General features: G+C 42.4%; 19 protein-coding genes. 1 reads left to right on the forward strand and 18 read right to left on the reverse strand.

Annotation, left to right across the window (positions count from 1 at the left end; all coding sequences use genetic code 11):
• Positions 1 to 77: 77 nt before the first annotated feature.
• Positions 78 to 2,048, reverse strand: coding sequence for a methionine--tRNA ligase (gene metG, locus NRI27_RS16565; protein WP_371391692.1), 1,971 nt, complete (start codon positions 2,046 to 2,048; stop codon positions 78 to 80).
• Between the two features lie 383 nt (positions 2,049 to 2,431).
• Here metG and NRI27_RS16570 point away from each other — a divergent pair, with 383 nt between their 5' ends.
• Positions 2,432 to 2,707 carry a transition state genes transcriptional regulator AbrB gene (locus NRI27_RS16570; RefSeq protein ID WP_317945928.1) on the forward strand — a complete coding sequence of 92 codons (276 nt, stop codon included), beginning with the start codon at positions 2,432 to 2,434 and terminating at the stop codon, positions 2,705 to 2,707.
• A gap of 56 nt (positions 2,708 to 2,763) precedes the next feature.
• Here NRI27_RS16570 and rsmI read toward each other — a convergent pair whose 3' ends face one another.
• From rsmI to NRI27_RS16655, 17 genes are all read right to left on the reverse strand, one after another.
• Positions 2,764 to 3,645 carry a 16S rRNA (cytidine(1402)-2'-O)-methyltransferase gene (gene rsmI / locus NRI27_RS16575; RefSeq protein ID WP_371391693.1) on the reverse strand — a complete coding sequence of 294 codons (882 nt, stop codon included), beginning with the start codon at positions 3,643 to 3,645 and terminating at the stop codon, positions 2,764 to 2,766.
• Positions 3,608 to 3,913 (reverse strand): GIY-YIG nuclease family protein, encoded by a 306-nt coding sequence (locus tag NRI27_RS16580; protein WP_317945932.1) that lies wholly within the window; start codon positions 3,911 to 3,913, stop codon positions 3,608 to 3,610. Before NRI27_RS16580 ends, rsmI begins: the two co-directional genes overlap by 38 nt.
• A complete protein-coding gene (locus NRI27_RS16585) occupies positions 3,897 to 4,646 on the reverse strand; it encodes a tRNA1(Val) (adenine(37)-N6)-methyltransferase (RefSeq protein WP_317945934.1) in 750 nt (249 codons plus the stop codon). The genes NRI27_RS16580 and NRI27_RS16585 overlap by 17 nt, the downstream gene beginning before the upstream one ends.
• A 60-nt stretch (positions 4,647 to 4,706) precedes the next feature.
• A complete protein-coding gene (yabA, locus tag NRI27_RS16590) occupies positions 4,707 to 5,066 on the reverse strand; it encodes a DNA replication initiation control protein YabA (RefSeq protein ID WP_317945936.1) in 360 nt (119 codons plus the stop codon).
• 13 nt (positions 5,067 to 5,079) lie between these two features.
• Positions 5,080 to 5,907 carry a PSP1 domain-containing protein gene (locus tag NRI27_RS16595; protein WP_317945937.1) on the reverse strand — a complete coding sequence of 276 codons (828 nt, stop codon included), beginning with the start codon at positions 5,905 to 5,907 and terminating at the stop codon, positions 5,080 to 5,082.
• Positions 5,900 to 6,895, reverse strand: coding sequence for a DNA polymerase III subunit delta' (gene holB, locus NRI27_RS16600; protein WP_371391694.1), 996 nt, complete (start codon positions 6,893 to 6,895; stop codon positions 5,900 to 5,902). Before holB ends, NRI27_RS16595 begins: the two co-directional genes overlap by 8 nt.
• A gap of 28 nt (positions 6,896 to 6,923) precedes the next feature.
• A complete protein-coding gene (locus tag NRI27_RS16605) occupies positions 6,924 to 7,364 on the reverse strand; it encodes a YaaR family protein (protein WP_371391695.1) in 441 nt (146 codons plus the stop codon).
• A gap of 20 nt (positions 7,365 to 7,384) precedes the next feature.
• Entirely contained in the window at positions 7,385 to 7,714 is a 330-nt protein-coding gene (locus tag NRI27_RS16610) for a cyclic-di-AMP receptor (protein ID WP_317945943.1), read from the reverse strand.
• A 164-nt stretch (positions 7,715 to 7,878) separates the two neighbouring features.
• On the reverse strand, positions 7,879 to 8,523 hold the full coding sequence (tmk, locus tag NRI27_RS16615) for a dTMP kinase (RefSeq protein WP_371391696.1): 645 nt from the start codon (positions 8,521 to 8,523) through the stop codon (positions 7,879 to 7,881).
• The gene (locus tag NRI27_RS16620; RefSeq protein ID WP_371391698.1) at positions 8,520 to 9,962 is read right to left on the reverse strand and encodes an aminotransferase class I/II-fold pyridoxal phosphate-dependent enzyme; all 1,443 of its coding nucleotides are present in this window, start codon (positions 9,960 to 9,962) and stop codon (positions 8,520 to 8,522) included. The genes tmk and NRI27_RS16620 overlap by 4 nt, the downstream gene beginning before the upstream one ends.
• Before the next feature lie 170 nt (positions 9,963 to 10,132).
• Positions 10,133 to 11,278: an ABC transporter permease gene (locus NRI27_RS16625; protein ID WP_371391700.1), complete on the reverse strand. Its 1,146-nt coding sequence runs from the start codon at positions 11,276 to 11,278 to the stop codon at positions 10,133 to 10,135.
• Positions 11,279 to 11,290: 12 nt separating this feature from the next.
• The gene (locus tag NRI27_RS16630; protein WP_371391701.1) at positions 11,291 to 12,490 is read right to left on the reverse strand and encodes an ABC transporter permease; all 1,200 of its coding nucleotides are present in this window, start codon (positions 12,488 to 12,490) and stop codon (positions 11,291 to 11,293) included.
• 12 nt (positions 12,491 to 12,502) lie between these two features.
• The gene (locus NRI27_RS16635; RefSeq protein ID WP_371391703.1) at positions 12,503 to 13,435 is read right to left on the reverse strand and encodes an ABC transporter ATP-binding protein; all 933 of its coding nucleotides are present in this window, start codon (positions 13,433 to 13,435) and stop codon (positions 12,503 to 12,505) included.
• 632 nt (positions 13,436 to 14,067) lie between these two features.
• A complete protein-coding gene (locus tag NRI27_RS16640) occupies positions 14,068 to 14,592 on the reverse strand; it encodes a hypothetical protein (RefSeq protein WP_371391705.1) in 525 nt (174 codons plus the stop codon).
• A gap of 89 nt (positions 14,593 to 14,681) precedes the next feature.
• Complete coding sequence (locus NRI27_RS16645) at positions 14,682 to 15,338, reverse strand: response regulator (RefSeq protein WP_371391706.1); 657 nt, start codon at positions 15,336 to 15,338, stop codon at positions 14,682 to 14,684.
• Positions 15,335 to 16,540 carry a sensor histidine kinase gene (locus NRI27_RS16650; RefSeq protein WP_371391707.1) on the reverse strand — a complete coding sequence of 402 codons (1,206 nt, stop codon included), beginning with the start codon at positions 16,538 to 16,540 and terminating at the stop codon, positions 15,335 to 15,337. The genes NRI27_RS16645 and NRI27_RS16650 overlap by 4 nt, the downstream gene beginning before the upstream one ends.
• Positions 16,541 to 16,553: 13 nt before the next feature.
• Entirely contained in the window at positions 16,554 to 16,901 is a 348-nt protein-coding gene (locus tag NRI27_RS16655; RefSeq protein ID WP_371391708.1) for a hypothetical protein, read from the reverse strand.
• Between the last annotated feature and the right edge of the window lie 833 nt (positions 16,902 to 17,734).

Below are 17,734 nucleotides of genomic sequence, written 5' to 3' on the forward strand. Positions count from 1 at the left end.
TTACTTTTGTTACAACAATATGTCTGAATGATTAAAAATTAAAGACGACGCCTCATATGAAACGCCGTCTCCTCTTTTTACTTCACTTTCGCACCATTTTCCAGTGACTCATCAACCGTTGCTAACTTTAAGACACCGTTTGACGAGCCTGCTAGGATCATTCCTTGTGAAAGTTCTCCACGTAATTTCACAGGTTTCAAGTTCGCGACGACAATTACTTTTTGCCCAACTAATGCTTCAGGTTCGTAATGTTCAGCAATTCCTGAAACGACTTGTCGTTGTTCATATCCTAAATCCACTTGGAGTTTCAACAACTTGTCCGCCTTAGGAATGCGATCACATGCTGTTACCGTAGCGACTCGTAAATCGACTTTCATAAAGTCATCAATTGTAATTTCTTCTACTTGCTCTACTTCTTTCGTTTGTTCTACAGGTTTGTCTTCCTGTTTTTCTTTCGGTGCAGTAATCGCCATTTGTTCGCGAATGTAAATGATTTCAACTTCTGGATCTAGTCGTGGGAAAATCGGAACCCCTTTTTCCACAACTTTTGTTCCTTCAGGGATGCTATCAAACTTGTTTAATGTATCCCATGTTAGCAACGAAGCATCCAATCCTAACTGCTCCATAATTTGAACAGGTGATTTTGTCATGAACGGTTGTAACAGTACAGCAATTTGCTGAAGAGATGTTGCTAAATGTGCCATGACGGACGCTAATTTCCCTTTATCCGCTTCATCCTTTGCAAGCACCCATGGGGATGTTTCATCGATATATTTATTCGTACGGGAAATAATTGACCACAATTCAGAAAGGACAACACTGAATTGCATTTTCTCCATCGCTTCTTCGTACTTTTCAATTGCTTGCTGTGTAAACGTTCGTAACGTACTGTCGAACTCCGTTTGCTCCAAACCTTTTGTCGGAATTACTCCATCAAAGTATTTATTGATCATCGAAATTGTTCGGTTCAATAGGTTACCAAGATCATTCGCTAAATCATAATTTGTCCGTTCAACAAAGGACTCAGGTGAAAATGTACCGTCTTGACCGAACGGCAATTCACGCAGTAGGAAGTAACGCGTCGCATCTAGTCCGTAGCGTTCTACAAGCATCTCAGGATATACGACATTTCCTTTGGACTTGGACATCTTCCCGTCTTTCATCATTATAAAGCCATGTGCGAACACTTTTTTAGGTAGCGGTAAGTCAAGCGCCATTAAGAAAATCGGCCAGTAAATTGTATGGAAACGAACAATATCTTTTCCAACAACATGGACATCTGCCGGCCAATACTTTTGGTAAAGCTCGTCGTGATCAGATCCATACCCAAGGGCCGTAATATAGTTTGTCAACGCGTCAACCCAAACGTAAATGACGTGCTTCGGATCTCCAGGAACCTTTATGCCCCAGTCGAACGACATACGCGAAACCGATAAGTCCTCCAGGCCAGGCTTGATGAAGTTATTGATCATTTCGTTCTTACGTGACTCCGGTTCAATAAATGAAGGATTGTCTTCATAATACTGCAACAGACGGTCTGCGTATTTCTTCATATTAAAGAAATACGATTCCTCAGCAACCCGTTGTACCGGTCGATGGCAATCCGGGCAATTCCCCTCTTCAAGCTGCGCTTCCGTAAAGTACGACTCACAAGGAACACATTTCCACCCTTCGTATTCCCCTTTGTAAATATCTCCATTATCAAGAAACTTTTTGAAGATCTTTTCGACCGCTACTTTATGTCGCTCTTCTGTCGTACGAATGAGATCGTCATAAGAGATATCCATCGTCTTCCATAGGTTTACAGCAATATCTGCAATCCGATCGACATACTGTTGAGGAGGTAGCCCTTCTTCTTCGGCTTTCTCTTGAATTTTTTGTCCATGCTCATCCATACCCGTCAGAAAACGCACATCATATCCACGCAAACGCTTGTAACGAGCCATCGCATCCGATGCTACTGTTGTGTAGGCAGTACCAATATGAAATTTCCCACTTGGATAATAAATGGGTGTTGTAATATAAAATGTTTTTTGCTGTTCCGTCACGAAAATACCTCCAGTGTTTCAATCTATACTAACCATTTTAGCTAAATTTCAACAAAAGTGCTATGTAGACAAAAATTTATAATGAAAAAATAAAAGATTACAACATAAAGAATAGCATGCAAATGTATGAATTCAAAGTATTTCTCTTCCTTTATTTTTATTCACAACAATGAATATACCTTATGAAACAACTCCTAGACAACTACCAAAGTTTTATCAACTCCTATCTAAAGAATTGCATTATATAAAAAATCTATTATTCTCGACATAATTTTAAGTTAGAAATATTGACGTTAATTGGAAGACTTGGTATGATGTTAAGAAGACAAGAGAATAATGTCGAAAATTGACGAAAATTAAATCGTTTAGGGGGAATTCTTGTCATGAAATCAACAGGTATCGTAAGAAAAGTCGACGAATTAGGTCGTGTGGTCATTCCAATCGAGCTTCGTCGCACACTAGGAATTGAACAAAAAGACGCTTTGGAAATTTATGTTGATGATGATAAAATCATCCTCAAAAAGTACATGCCTAACATGACATGTTCGATTACAGGCGAAGTATCCGATGATAACTTACGTCTTATCGATGGTAAGTTGATTTTGAGCCCAGAAGGCGCAAAACAACTTATTAAAGAAATCGAAGACAAGATTCTTTAATATTATTCAATGAATAATAATTTAAATCCAGAACAAGTAATTGTTCTGGATTTTTTTTATTCCTTTAATTTTACATGGTATGCTTGATACACATCTCTTTTTGCCATTTCTCGTTCCAACGCTACTAAACGGATTGCTTCTTTGGACGAAATGTCTTCCTTTTCCATTATTAATTCCACATGGGATTGGATACTAATATCTTTCCACCAACTATCCTGCGCTTCTTCTATTACATTGCTATTCCCTTCAATGACAAGGCAAAACTCGCCCCTCACTTCGTTTGTTTCCACCCAAGTAACAGCCTCTGCTAATGTACCACGAAGGAATTCTTCATATCTTTTTGTTAACTCTCTCGCCAAAACAACCTTTCGTTCAGGGCCAAAAACTGCTTCAAAAGCACGGATCGTTTCCTTTAATCGATGGGGCGCTTCATAAAACAATAATGTTTCTTCTTTCTGCTTCAATATCTTTAATTGTTCCGCCCGCTCTTTCTTTTGTCTTGAGAGGAACCCATAGAAAGAAAACGGCTGTGTCGGAAGACCTGAGGCAACTAATGCACTGATAGCAGCATTCGCACCGGGTACAGGAACAACATCAAATCCTGCCTCAATTGCTTTCACCGAAATATCTAGACCGGGATCTGAAATACAGGGCATCCCTGCGTCACTAACGAGAGCGACTGTTTTACCTTCTGCCAATAACGATAAGATTTTCTCTCCACCTTTTTGGAGATTGTGTTCATGATAAGTAATCAGTGATGTTTTAATATCAAAATGGTTACACAGTTTAATGGTGTTTCTTGTGTCTTCAGCCGCTATGAAATCTGCTTCGCCCAAGATTCTTATTGCACGATAAGTCATATCCTCTAAGTTGCCAATCGGGGTACCGACTAAGTATAATTTAGCTCCATTCGCTATAGCACTCTGCTGGGCTCTCATCGACAATGCCCCTTTCCTTTAGAATGTATTGCTCTTTTGCTTTACGCGTTAACTGTTTAAAATGGTATTCCATTTGCATTGCTTCCCGCTTTGTCGCATAGTGCTCGAAGTAAATGCAACGAACAGGTCGTTTAGCGCGTGTGTACTTGGCGCCTTTGCCTTCATTATGCATACGTAAGCGTTTTTCTAAATCATTTGTATACCCTGCATAATAAGATCCATCGTTGCATTCCAGCACATAAAATAGATGCTCAAGCTTCTTGTCCATACAATAGAAGCCTCACTTCTTCTGTATATTCACCGTCTTGCCCGTATACATACAAAGGAGGTAAAATCTTTAAATCTGGCTTTCCGTCCTTAATTCCCTCGATCAGTAACGTATTTGCCTCTTTTCCTTCTTTCGGATACACAAAACGGATTCTTTTCGGTTCCAATCGGTTGGCCCGCATGAGCGTGACAAGGTCAAGAAGCCTTCCAGGACGATGGACGAATGCCGCTTTGCCTCCTTGCTTTAATAATTCACTTGCTGATTGGACAGCTTGTTCAAGTGTTAGTCGAATTTCATGTCTTGCAATCGCAACATGTTCTTTCACGTTTTTCTCACTTGCTTCAATTGCAGGGAAGTAAGGAGGATTGCACGTGACGGTATCGTATTTTTCATAACCGATTTTGCTGGCTATGCCAATGACGTCATCATTCACGATTTGAATACGATTGTCCAATTCATTATACGCAACACTGCGACTGGCCATATCCGCTAATCGTTCTTGTAATTCGACCGCGATTATGTCCGCGTTTGTACGTGCACTTAAGAACAAAGTAATTGCGCCATTTCCAGCACACAAGTCCACAATTTTTCCTGACCTTATCGGGACGTATGCAAATTTCGCAAGCAAAACCGCATCCAAGGAAAATGAAAATACGGAGGGACTTTGAATAATTCGCAGCTTCTCCGCCAATAAATAATCAAGCCTTTCATCGTCTTTTAATACAATCTCCATCTTCGTACTCCTTTAAATAGAAAAAAAGCCGATGCCTACAATATATAGGATCGGCTCTTCTCAAGCATTTTGTTTACTCAAGAAGGATAAGCAGAATAAGCAATCTTCTCCTTTACGACTACTACCATAATGGACATTGCATACATGGTATCCTTCGTTATAAATACGCGCCAGATTGTCCACGCCTTCACCAATATCCATCCTACGCGGTTTTTCAGGCGGCAATTGCTCGTCAACTAGTTGAGCTTTTTCCGTTATTTCCTCTAGTCGCGTACGCAGATGATGGTTTTCGAGTTGAAGTGAATGGTTCTCTTCCGTCATCTTCGCGACAAATCCTATGAGTTCGCGGAATTGGTCGTGCATTGTTTCCAGCTGTTGCTCAAATTCCATCACTCTATCGAGAAAGTTCCCTTCTTTCAACCTGTTCACCCCATCATTTCGTCAATTGAGCTACCGATTTTTTCTGACTCTCTAATTCTTCCCAAGAATACTCCAAAACTTGCTCCTGATCCGTTAAACTCACTTGTAGAACCCTTTCCAATAAGTTCAACCCTACAACTTTCCCTAAACCTTCAGGCGTCTGTACTTTTTCGCCAATGTCAGGCATGAGGGATTTAGCCTCTTCATACTCGTCATTTTCATATTTCAAACAGCACATGAGACGCCCGCATAATCCAGAGATTTTGGATGGATTTAGTGATAGATTTTGATCCTTTGCCATCTTAATGGAAACGGGTTCGAAATCCCCTAAAAATGTTGAACAGCATAGCATACGACCACAAGGGCCAATACCGCCTAGCATTTTTGCTTCATCTCTTACACCAATTTGACGTAATTCAATACGTGTCCGGAAAATAGCTGCAAGGTCTTTCACAAGGTTCCGGAAATCGACTCGTCCTTCTGCAGTGAAATAAAAGACGATTTTATTCCGATCAAACGTGTACTCTACATCTACGAGCTTCATATCCAACTCGTGTTCTTTTATTTTCTCAACACATTTAGAAAAAGCGAGCTCCGCATCCGCTCGATTCTCTTCCACTTGAGCATGATCGTCTTTATTCGCTTTTCGGATAATTTTTTTCAGTGGTAAGACGACATCGCTCTCATCCACTTCCCTCACATGGCTTGCAACTTTACCATATTCGATCCCTCGAGCTGTTTCAACGATTACATAATCATCAATAGCGAGTGAATAATCGAGTGGATCGAAATAATATATTTTACCCGCTTTTTTAAAGCGGACTCCTACAACATTAAACAAGCATTAACCCCTCCTGCAAATTGAGCACCAGTTGTTCCATTAAAAGTGTCCGGTTCATATTACCGTACAATTTCTTCTTCGCCTGTAAAATGGATTCCATGTTTTCCGATAGTCGATTGTAAGTCATTTTCATAGAAAGTGTTCGTAAGTGTTGTTGGTGATCAGGAAATGTCAGTTCTGCCTGTAATCCTGCTTTTAACGACACGATATCACGGTAGGCATAGAGTAGCAAATCTAGCCCGAGCTCCATGTCTTCTTTTTCTTTCATGACCGGCAACCAGTCGGATTGGATGAATAAAAGTGCTTCATTCACATGGCGATCTGCTGCTTCCATCAATTTTAACACTGTCTTTCGCAAGAGTGCAAACTGATCATTCTCTGCGAGTTCTTTCGCTTTTTCACTATCAGCCGTCAACATCGTCACAGTCGCTGCCATAGAAGGAGTGATGCCGGTTTTTACCAGTTTGGCCATCATTTCTTCTCGATTTGGCGGAAGAAACGGAATGCGCTGACAACGTGATTGGATAGTCGGTAAAATAGAATGATAGGCTTCTGTCAGTAATATTGCCGTCACATCGCCTTCTGGTTCTTCGAGGAATTTTAGTAATGTGTTGGCTGCTGCGGCATTCATCCGGTCAGCCCGTGCAATAATGTAGATTTTACGTCCAGGTTCATAGCCTTTCTTCGTCATTTTCATAATTAACGAAGACATTTGCTCTTTTTTAATATCTTGTCCATCTGGTTCAATTATTGTGACATTGGGATGAATTCGCGCTTGGACCCGTTTACATGTATTGCATGTTTCACATGGAACAGCGTTTTGGGGGCGTTCACACAGGAGCAGTTTCCCGAAATGGATGGCTGATTCCTCTTTGCCCGTCCCTTTTTCCCCATCAAAAAGGTAAGCATGGCCAATCCGATTATGAAGAAACGTCGATTCCAAACGGTCAATAACCGCCTTTTGCCGTTGTTTAATAGAACTTACCATGCCTAACCTCCTTCTATCAGGTCGTCAATTACATGTATAGATTAACGAGAAGTCCTTTGATTTCTCCAATTTTCCCTAACAAGTCAACAGAGCTTCGTTCTTCATCCAACAAAGCCTCTGCTAGTTCAATCAGCTTTTCATCAATTGTACGGACGATTTTTAGACGTCTTCCTTCGCCGTATTGATTCCACGTATGGGATTGTTTTAATCCTAATCCTGATTCCACAGTCTCTTGTAAAAAACGACGAACAAGCATTTTAAACTTCGCCATGTCCCGTAAGTTACGCGAACGTGCCAACCGATCTCCCGCTGAAGAAATATCGCCTAACAGACGTGTAATCTGCTCACCATGTAAGCGTTCTTCTTGTTTAAGGACCATTTGGCCGAACCGTTTTGTACTTTGAGGCGAGCGCAACGGATCATTGCGCATCTTATCCAGTCCGGCGCGATAGTCACCATTTACTTTCATACTATTACCACCTTATTCCATCAAAAATGATGAAATTGTTCAATTGGCAGGACAAATACCGTAGCGCCGCCGACTTCCACTTCTACTGGGTAAGGAATATAGGAATCCGCATTACCACCCATCGGCGATACAGGAGCGACCATCTGATCACGGGAACGACAATTTTCACGAATTAAGTCCAAAGCTTTCGGAACGAGGCTGTCATCCGTTCCAATAAGAAATGTCGTATTTCCCGAACGTAGAAACCCTCCAGTACTGGCTAATTTCGTAGCTCGAAAATCATTTTTGGTTAACGCTGCTGATAACCGGTTGCTGTCTTGGTCTTGGACAACTGCTACAATCAATTTCACGGTACCCTCTCCTTTAGCTTTTCTTTAGTAGTGTATGAGTCTCTTGCTTTATTTGTAACAAATTACGCATTTCCAGCCATTATTCACCTGTGTAAGAGACGTATGATGTGGTCGTACATCACATGCATCCACAAGTAAATTCACAGGCTGCTTACTTCATTATATCACGAATTGCGGTTAGAAATGAGTTGAGAACTTATAATTTTCCAAACATTTTCAGTTACTTCAGATAATGGTGCACTAGCGTCTATTTGCACAATCCGATCTGGGAATCTCCTTTGTACTTCTTCATACCCCGCATATACATCACGATGGAATTGTAAAGTTTCGTTGTCTAATCTATTTTGTTCTCGATCATCATTCCGCTCAATTCTTTTTAAACCTTCTTCAGGGTGAATAGCGAAGAAAATCGTCAAATCAGGCATCGTATCTTCAATGGCAAACGCATTAATCGCCATCACTTCATCCATTCCTAGTCCTCTTGCATACCCTTGATAGGCCAACGAACTGTCCACAAACCGATCGCAAAGCACAATTTTTCCTGCTTCAATCGCAGGCATGACTTTTTCAACAAGGTGTTGTCGACGGGCTGCCGCATATAGAAGTGCTTCCGTTCTGCCATCCATCTCCTGGTGTTCGTTGTCGAGTATGATCGCCCGGATTTTTTCCGAAATACGTATCCCACCCGGCTCACGTGTTAACAAAACGGCTTCCCCGGCACTTTCCAGTCGTTTATATATTTCTGCAATGACAGTCGTTTTTCCTGCACCTTCTGGACCTTCAAATGTAATAAACGTACCTTTATTCATCTTTTTTCCTCCGAGTCTATTTTCATTACGGCAATTTTGCCTTCTGACAAGCGATCAGCCCCTTGAACTCTCGCTCCCATCTCCACTAATTCCAATAAGGCATTCATATGACTCGCCGTTATTTTTTCACCTGTCAGCAATAACGGTATACCAGGAGGATACGGAATGAGGGAAGATGCCGCCACACGACCTGATGCCTCCTCGATGTGAATCCATTCATGCCCTATCTTTTTTATGGATGAGGGAGATTTGTCTAAAGTTGAAATGCCAGTCGGCCAAGCTGGAAGTGCTGTCGGCAGTATGACTTGTAGTTCTTTACCCAATAACGGTACTGCCGCATGCATCTTTTTCAACCAACGTCGCAGGGGGAACTTCGTTTCCTGTAGCGTGAGCGGTAAAATGATGAGAACTTGATACGGATCTGCAAGCTCTACATACATACCGACCATTTCAAATGTACGCTGCAGTTGGAACCCTGAGTACCCACCTGAGCGCACTAACAATTTCAACGGGTCATCCGTTTCTACCACTTCATAAGAGGTCTGTCTCTTTACTTCATCTATGAACGTTTGGCGCAATGCCATGAACTCTAAATGATCTTCTTTTGTAAATGAAGCGATATAAGCTCTTGCATCGTCAAGAGAGGCCAACACTAAATAAGATGGACTGCTCGATTGCAGCATCCGCAAGTAATGGGCAATGTTTTTTTCATCAATAAAATCTGAACAGACATGTAGAAAGGATCCCATAGTCATCGCCGGCAACGTTTTATGTGCAGATTGGACGACAATATCTGCGCCTAGTTCAATAGCGGAAGGCGGAAACGCCCCTCCTGCTATAAAATGTGCACCATGTGCTTCATCGACGAGGACAGGGACTTGCTGTGCATGGCAACTTTCAATGACTCCCTTTAGTGCATTACCAGCTACACCATAATAGGTAGGATATGTTAGGACAACCGCTTTCGCATGAGGAAACTCCTTTAATGCTTCATTCACTTGTTCATATGTAAGCACACCTGGCGTCAATGTACGGTCATCCCATGGGGGAGTCACGAGAACGGGCTTTGCGCCAATCAATTCAATAGCATTAAATACCGATTTGTGTGCATTCCGCTGGACAATAACCGTATCACCATAGCTACACGTCGCATACAGCATCGCCAAATTGCCTACCGTAGAACCATTGACGAGGAAAAAGCTCCGCGATGACCGATAAAGTGTCGACAGCAACTTCTCTGCTTCCTGGATAACGCCTTCCGCTTCATGGAGGTCATCCAAACCCGTCAATTCGGTCACGTCATACGCTAACGCACTTCGCATATCTCTCGGTAGCGTTGAAAGAATTCCATGCTTGTGCCCCGGCACGTGGAAGGAAAGCGGTTGTTGCGCTTTAAAATCTTGTAACGCCTCTACTAACGGGCGGTTTAGTTGACTCATGAATCGTTCCACTTCCTTTACATACTTCTATTATAGAGGAAGGAACGTAAGATGATAAGTGTTTGGGGATATCCTCTTTCGGACTAGTGGGTAGTATAGAGAGAAGAAAAAAATGCTGTTTGCATTCGCCTTACTAACAATAAAAAATGCGACATGAGGTAGCCCTCGTGTCACACGTATTTTATGTTTCTTAGTCCGATGGTGAAAAAAATCGCCGCAAAACCGAGCAACACGAGTAGCGGCATTGCAATGTCTTGTAAGGCACCGCCTTCTGCAATTAACGCCGTAAAGCCCTTCATCGCCCATGACTGCGGGACAAAATAGGCAATTTTTTGCATCACTTCGGGTACAACACTAAGTGGCCAATACACGCCTCCAAGCATGCAAGTTGAGATGACAATTAATGTGCCGATCGCATTTTGTTGTTCAGCGGTCTGTACGAGACTTGCAATCGCTATCCCTAAACCGACAATGCATACGATCAAACCTGTCACGAGCACTGCCAAACCGAATGGATTGCCCCACGTAACCCCAAATAATACCGACGATAACACAATGAGCACACCGAACTGGAGCCAACCAACAAAGAAAAATGAAAGGAAATAGCCTGCTAGCACTTGAAATCGGGTGACTGGCGACGTGAATAACCTCGACCAAATTCCCATCTGTTTTGCTTCAATTAGAATACCAGTCATCGTTAACATCATCATCATGACGAACATAATCGCAAATCCTGCTGAGCTATAGGATACACTCGTCATCCCTGTTGACGGGACTCGTGTTGCTTGTTCAGTCCAAACTGGAATTTGTTCTACATTCGTCGTCATTCTTTCATACAATGCAACCCAATCCTCTTCTAAATAGGAACTGCCAGTCTGTGCAGCAACAACTTCTATTTCCACAGCCAGCACTGCTTGTTGCACCTGTTGTAGAATAATCGGAGCGATTGCTGTTCCTGGTAAGTAGTGAAATTCAACGATAGGCTCTCCACTCATGACTTTAGTTGCAGCGCCATTCGTAAGCGTAAGCACTCCTTCAATTTCACGCTCTGTTAATTGCTGTTCTGCTTGTTCCGCTGATAAAAGCTCATACGAAATCATGTCATCCAGCATCAGCCGCTTCTTTATTTGCTGCGATACAATTGTCTGGTCTTCATCAACAACAGCGATACGCAAATTTACTGTTGAACTCGCTCCAAAAAGACTTCCAAATAGATACGCGAACAACAATGGCATAGCAAACATCAGTACATAAGCAGATTTCTTTTTGAATGTCCGTTTTAATTCCAACAAGCAAATTGCAAAAATGCTCTTCATTCATCTTCCCTCCTACAGAACCTGTCGTTTACATTTCACGCCACTTACAATAACGGCCACTAGTCCAATCGCAAAAAATATTGCCGCAGCCCTCCATATCACCGACCATTCCGTTCCTGACATGATCGAGGTGAAACTCGTCAAAGCCCATGAATTTGGCGTTAGCATGGCAATTTTACGTAAGGCATCAGGAAATAGAGATAAAGGCAACATGGAACCTCCGAGTAAAGCCATCACTTGAACGCCTAAGCTCCCTACTACATCGGCCGTTTTTTCACTTGAAGTAAAACTCGCCACGATCATTGATAAGCCGGCAACCGCGAAGCAATAGAAGCAGGCGATGAAAACTGTTTGTTCAAGATTTGCCCCCCACTCCACTTGCAAAAGAAATCGAGTTGCAAACATGAACAGAGTAAATTGGAACAATGCAAAGAGGAATGTTCCAAGAAATTTTCCAGCTAACAACGTAGTTACAGAAATCGGCGTCATAAGCAATCTTGCCATCGTCTCCATTTGACGTTCTTTATGAAACGATTTTCCTCCCTGCATCGCATTAAACAATAAAAACATCGCCGCCATCGCAGCCGCATAATATTGCATAGCACTAACAGGTTTCTCACCTACGGACTTTTCTTGTACGTAATCGTGCTGTTTGCTTACAACGTGTTGCACCGACTCCCCAATACGCGCTTGCAACATACCCATATCAACCTCTTTGCCTGCTGCTTGAGTTAGTGCCGCTTCCTCCATCACTTTCCGAGTAGCTGTTGCAACGGTATTCGATGTTTGTGCATGCGTTTCAAAGAACTGTCGAATAACCATCGCTGCTGGCTCCTGTCCGGCAATTGCGCGAACGACTACACGCTCATCTTGCCCCTCCATCCCCCAGCCTTGTGGTACATGAACACCAACGTGAACAGTTTTCTTCTCTATCCATTGCTCAAGTTGTTGGTTTGAAGTCGCCTGCTTTGCTGTAATTGCTAGGCTTTCATCACTCAAAGAGTTCAATACGTTGTCCATCAAAGCATTTGATTCAACCGAATAGACGCCAACAATCGTTTCAGGCATGCTTGCTTCCCCCATCATCCCTTTTAATGCAGCGCCTAATATCGCCGTCAATAGAATAGGCATGAGTAACAGCATGAGCAGAGCTTTTCGATCTTTGAGAAGAACCTTCAAGTCTTTCTGTGCAATTAACAAAATAGATCTCACAATGCTTGCCTCCTATTCTCGCAATGTCTTTCCGGTCAGTTGCAAAAACAGCGTTTCTAAAGTCGCCTCTTCCAGTTGCATATGGCGAATCTTCACACTACATATGTTTGCATGATGAAGGATAGTTGACACCAATTCCATTTCCGAATGCATATGAATTTGGATATTTTCAGCTGTCGGTACAATGACTTTTTCTACACCGTTCATTTTTTGTAAGTGATGTATGAAAGATGGATTCACTGCATCAACTGTTAAATTCACGATTGAACCACCCGCCAATCGATTGCGAAGATCATTCTTCGTCCCGCTTGCTAATAAACGACCATCGTCAATGATCGCAATGCGCTTACAAAGGTACTCAACTTCTTCCATATAGTGACTCGTGTAAATGACCGTCATCCCTTGCGCATTCAATTGTTTAACCGTCTCAAGTATATGATTTCTAGACTGCGGATCAATGCCAACTGTCGGTTCATCCATAATAAGTAGCGCTGGTTGATGCATAAGCGCAGCGCCAATATTAATGCGTCGTTTCATCCCACCCGAAAACGTCTCAATTCTTTCCTTTCCACGGTCAGTCAGTCCAACCAGCTCCAATACTTCCCTCGCCCGTACTTTTGCTTGCTTCCTCGAAAGACCATACATCTTCCCCCAAAACTCTAAATTGTCCATTGCAGACAAAGTCGGATACAACGCAATCTCTTGCGGTACAACCCCAATCAGTTGCTTACAACTCCGCTCATGACCAATCATCGGTTTGCCATTTATCCGGATATCTCCTCCTTCATACGGCACAAGTCCACAAATCATGGAAATGAGCGTCGACTTACCCGCTCCATTCGGACCAAGCAAACCAAACGACTGCCCTCGCTCCACATGCAACGATATCCCTTTCACCACTTCTCTCGCGTCAAAACTCTTCTTCACATCCACCAATGTCAACATATCCGATACCTCCTTGTACAATCATCTTATGTCAAATCCCTCTCCGTTCCATCGAGCGAGCGATAGATTCGTATGCATGAAAAAAACGACACCCATGTGCCGTTTTGTAGAGGTACCCTATGCTAGAAGTCATACAAGGTAAAAGCTATTTTCCACAAAATATCAAACAAAATATCAGGTGTGTTGATTAACCAATTTATAGGGTGTAAGACCAAACAATAATCCTTATGTCATCGATAAACACCGGATTTCCACTCCAGGCGGACGCGTTCCGCGGGCACGGCTTCAGCCGCTTCCCTCGCTTCGCTCAGTCCAGGGTCTTCAGCTCGCGCTGTTCCCGCAGGAGTCGCCGCCTTCCGCTCCAATCCTGATGAGCGTTTCCTAAAGCGTGAGGCAAATAAGTCGTCGTCACAAACTAGTTGGCTGGAGTGTAGCCGTAGACTCCAGCGGGGGAAAAGCACGAATGGTGAGACCCAGTAGGGAAAGTCGTCACGCAGAACGGCTTTTGCGAGCAAAAGCAAACCGTTGGGAGTAAGGATTCTCGTGACCCGCGAAAAGTGTGCGCCGGAACGCAAGCCAACGGGTTCGAAGAATGTAAATAAGTGGTTAATCAACAGACCTGACAATATATATTATTTTAATCGGGTATGAGTAAGTCCAACTTCTTCAATGATAGCTAAAAAATTCTCTTGAAATTTGCTTGCATCCACTCCTGATGCAGTTAATGTATATCTAAGTTCAGCAAACAACTGGCTATCTACTGACGTAAATATACTGTCGAATGGTCTTCTATTATCTAACCAGAGTAGATACCATAATATACGACTATATAAAAGTGGAAACTCCTGTTTAATAGACTCTTTGTATTTAAGAAATGAACGAATATAATCCTCAAAACAGTATTTATACTGTTTTTCATCCGGATTAATTTTATTCATTTCTTCAGTTGATTTGAAGATATGTCCTGATTCTAAACGCCAATTACCAAGGCCTCCTACAAAAATAAGAAGCGAGTACTTTCTAACTTCAATATCTGGATGCGAAAAATATTTGTAATACGGTTCATAATAAGCTTCATCCCAGTCAAAAGCTAATTCAAAATCATATTGTACACCTTTTAAGATTTGCTTAGCATTCGCGACGATTTCTCCTTGCATCTATTTTCCCCCTGACCACATTATTACTTTTTATCTGAAGCATTTTTACTCTAATAGAGAACACATGGCTAAGGTTATGAGTGTCGATACTAGAAAACCGTAATCCCATATCGTACTGCGTAGATCGCTGCCTGTGTGCGGTCGCGTAAACCTAATTTTTGAATAACATTCGACACATGGTTCTTCACCGTTCCTTCAGTAATAAACAACAAATCCGCCACTTCTTTATTGTTCAGGCCGTGCCCCAAGTGCTTGAGCACCTCCCTTTCACGCTCCGTCAATTCCTCTATCCCAACAGGCAACGGCTTCACATAATCCGTAGCTGTTTTCAATCTTATATCCTTCAACACTTGCATCGTAAAATCCTTTGGCAAGACAACTCCTCCATGATGGACAGTCAAAATTGCTTGCACAATCATATCCGTCGGCATGTCTTTCAACAAATATCCGCTCGCCCCTTCTTCAAGCGCATCGAAAATAAATTCACTATCATTGAACGTCGTCAAGATTAACACTTTCACATCACTCAAACTCTCTCTAATCATCCTCGTCCCTTCAACACCATTGGTTCCCGGCATCCGAATATCCATTAACACAATTTGAGGAAGCAGATCCAACGACTGCTGCCATGCATCCTCTCCGTCTACTGCTGTCCCTACAACTTCAATTTCAGGACGTAAATTTAATAATGTACTCAGTCCTTCTCGTACAAGCGGCTGATCATCTACTACCAAAACCTTTATCATCTCAACACCCCCACTGATTTCTCCCGTAGCGGGATGGTCATTGTAATGACAAACCCCTCTCCATCCTTACTCATCACTTCAAATGAGCCACCAAACTCACTCACACGCTCCTTCATATTAATTAAACCAAAATTAGGCACGACATTTTGCACACCCACCCCATTATCTTGGATGCTTACGAGTAGTTCCTCTTCTCTTGTCTGCAAACTCACAACACACACTTCTGCATTCCCATGCTTTTTTGCATTCGTCAATGCCTCTTGAATAATCCGCTTTACGGTTGGTTGTATCCTTGACGGAACCTCGCACTCGTCCCCAACAACATCCAATCGAGTTTCCATCTTCGTCAATGCCGAAAACTCTTGAAGCAGTTCGTTTATACTTTCAATAAAATGCTGTTTGGAGTCCTCCTTCAATGCTCTGACCGACATTCGTATGTCATGCAATGATTCGCGCGTTAACTGTTCACAGACAGAAAGTATAGCCATACTCTTCTCCTCATCCCTCTTCACCATTTCCTGCGCCAACTGCAATTGCACAATGAGAGCGGTCATCTTATGCCCAACCGTATCATGGATTTCACGGGCAATTTCAGTCCGCTCACGCGCCGCTGTTAACTGTTCAACCTGCTCTGCGTAAGACCGCAACTGCCGATGCGCATCCTGCAGTGCAACATGTGTATCCGTCAATTGTTCATATTGCTCAGCAATCGTCTCTTTAGATGCTTGGAAGTTTCGAATTAACGTACCAACAACTGCACCATAAAAAGTAAACATCGCATTCACAATATTACTCGTCACTTCAAAAACCCCTACAACGCGATACACATTCCAACTCACTAACGCCCACACAACAACAAATGAAATCGAAAACGTCCACAGCAAACGCTTATCCGTAAACATCAAGAAAACCGTCGTCGAAACCACACCAAAAAAGATCAAATACAAATAACCGCTCTGTGGAAATAAAAACCCAAAACCAGCAATAAGCAGAAAATCAACACCAGCACAACTAACCCGCAAAACATGAGATGCCCCCGACATTTGAATAAAATGGCTAACAACAAACAGAGCAATAGCCGCCCCTACAAACACTGTCCGGCCTACATCCGGCAAATCAATCATCTGGAAAAAATAAATACTTAAGATTACCAACATAACAACACGAATTAACGAAAAGACAAATAACGAGAAGCTCCTCAACAAGCTACCCCCCTTAGTTCAATGGACCCTCAATTCTCAACAATTCACCCGTAACCGCATCCATCACGACTATCGGCTCCATTCCCTCATAATAAATCGTCACTGCCCACTCCCTATGATTCAACATTTCTGCAACAAAACCTCGTTTCGGCATCAACTGTGCCCTGTACTGTTCATACTGAAAATCTTCAATTTCAAACGAATGAAAAGGATCACCAAACTCCTCAGGAGGATTCTGCAAATAATCTACAGCTAATATAAACGCCTCACTTGAAGTCAAAAGAGGTGCTTGGTAATTGTATACGAATAAAAATATACAATACGCAATAGCACCAAAGATTACAAAGTTGATTTTCTTCAAGACTGTCCCACCTCTTTTATTCGTTACGTCTAATGATGAACGATTAAGAAGGTTTACGCAATAAGCGATGGAAGGAATTTCATCTTGTGGTTGAGAGAATAGAGTATTTATTACTTCGTTATGGGAGGGGTTTGATACGTTATGCCGCGTTTGGACGATTTTTGCGGCGTTTTGCTTCGTTATGCGGAGTTTGGCCAACTTTTGCTGGGTTTCGATTCGTGATGCGGCGTTGGAACGATTTATGCTGGGTACTGCTTCGTTATGCGGCATTGGTAACATTATTTGTTGTAGTAACAGGTTAATTAAAGAGTGGGGAATCAATTTCTTCTAACTGATTTAAATATCGTGGGGAGCTAAGTTTATTTATTTGATTCTAATTGGCGCCAAATGGGTTTTGACACTTTAACGGGGTGCTTGTGGAGGGAAACTGTAGATCGGTAGCCAATTGTGGTAAAGAGAATAAGACATGTACTCTTAACAACGCATACTTCGGCCATACGCCGCATAAACTCTTCGATCACGGCATACTTTTCCAAAACGGCGCATACTCCCCGTAAACGGCTCATAAACGCTTCATTCGCGGCATATTCTCCCCAAACTCCGCATAAATACCAAGAACTCGACTAACCTCATTAAACACAGCATCTCACCTAAAATTACCCCTTAGTTTGTCAAGTGCATCTAGCGCGACAAGCATGACAACGATGGAAAGCCCTCCGCGGAACAAGCAATCACCGCATATTGACATGAAATGCTACTTAATACCTTCTAACTGTTGCGGCATACTACTCTCTTGACCATCACATATTCGTTCAAATATCTCCTGAAAACGC

This window comes from Sporosarcina sp. OR05 (genome assembly GCF_041414805.1).
Lineage (GTDB): Bacteria > Bacillota > Bacilli > Bacillales_A > Planococcaceae > Sporosarcina > Sporosarcina saromensis.